The organism is Romboutsia sp. 13368, from assembly GCF_018336475.1.
Lineage (GTDB): Bacteria > Bacillota > Clostridia > Peptostreptococcales > Peptostreptococcaceae > Romboutsia.
In genome coordinates this window covers 1,342,808-1,343,418 of sequence record NZ_CP048741.1, presented here as the reverse complement: position 1 = coordinate 1,343,418, position 611 = coordinate 1,342,808, and the positions used below count along the sequence as shown (strand labels likewise).

The following is a 611-nucleotide window of genomic DNA, read 5'->3' as shown; positions in this document are numbered from 1 at the left end:
CATTAATAAATTAATTAAAATAGACATTTAAATAAAAGGAGATAAATATGGCAGATTTTATAACGACATATTCAAAAATAGATTTTGCACCACTTGAACCTAAGAGTGAAGATATATCTATAGATGATATAGCACATTCACTTTCTCTTATGTGTAGAGCTAATGGTCATTTTAAAGAGTTTTATTCAGTTGGCCAACACTCTATATATTGTTGTGAGGAAGCTATGGAAAGAGGATATAGCAAAACTGTAGTACTAGCTTGTTTATTACATGATGCTAGTGAGGCATATTTAGCTGATATAACAAGACCAGTTAAGAAGAATTTACAAAATTATTTAGAAATAGAAGAAGTATTACAAAATACTATATATGAAAAATATATAGGAAGAACTTTAAGTGAAGAAGAGCAAGAATTAGTATCTTTAATTGACGATGCAATGCTTTACAATGAATTTGTTCATTATGCAGATAAAGAACTTGTAACAAAAGATACTAAGTTAGTAACAAAACCTGATTTTAAATTTATAGAGTTTTCAAAAATAGAATCTAAATACAAGGAACTATTTAACTCTTTAATTAATGAGTGTGTTAAAGAAAATATGGAAAGTAAT

At 26.5% G+C, this 611-nt stretch carries 1 pseudogene; it reads left to right on the top strand.

Annotation, left to right across the window (positions count from 1 at the left end):
- Positions 1-47 precede the first annotated feature (47 nt).
- Positions 48-611 (top strand): annotated as a pseudogene (locus tag G3997_RS05470) (hypothetical protein); the annotation flags it as partial.